Source organism: Streptomyces sp. SID3343 (assembly GCF_009865215.1).
Taxonomy (GTDB): domain Bacteria; phylum Actinomycetota; class Actinomycetes; order Streptomycetales; family Streptomycetaceae; genus Embleya.
Genome location: NZ_WWJX01001107.1, coordinates 1 through 492 on the forward strand (window position 1 = coordinate 1; position 492 = coordinate 492).

Annotated in this window: 2 protein-coding genes; both read left to right on the top strand. The window is 73.2% G+C overall.

Going from position 1 to position 492, the window contains the following annotated elements; translation table 11 throughout:
• Positions 1-214 (top strand): nicotinate-nucleotide--dimethylbenzimidazole phosphoribosyltransferase (locus GT354_RS34555; RefSeq protein WP_161360323.1); only part of this gene is annotated, 214 nt, incomplete at its 5' end.
• A gap of 121 nt (positions 215-335) precedes the next feature.
• Positions 336-492: NAD(P)-dependent oxidoreductase (locus GT354_RS34560; RefSeq protein WP_161360324.1), on the top strand; the 157-nt coding region annotated here is incomplete at its 3' end.

Consider the following 492-nt stretch of genomic DNA (forward strand, 5'->3'; position numbering starts at 1 on the left):
GGTCGCGGCGTGCGTCGCGGGCCACCGTTCGGCCGAACCGGGCCACGCGGCCGCGCTCGCCAAGCTGTCGCTGCGCCCGCTGGTCGAGCTGGAACTGCGGCTCGGCGAGGGCACGGGTGCGGTGCTGGCCCTGCCCCTGGTGCAGAGCGCGGTTCGCGTACTGCACGATGTGGCCACGTTCGACTCGGCGGGAGTCAGCGGCAAAACCGACTGATCTCGACCCCCGCCCGCACGGTGTACAGGGCACCTCGGCCACGATGGAGTGGCCGAGGTGCCCTTCACGCGCTCCGATGAATGTACGCAGAGCACCCGCCCCACCCGGAAATGTGAGAACGATGTCCCGTCTTCCTGGTCCCCCCGCCTATCCCGCCGGCCTGCGCCTGGAAGGCCGCCGCGTCGTCGTGGTCGGCGCCGGCACGGTCGCGCAGCGCCGGCTGCCGGCTTTGCTCGACGCGGGCGCGGACGTGCTCGTCGTCGCCCCCGAGGCGACCC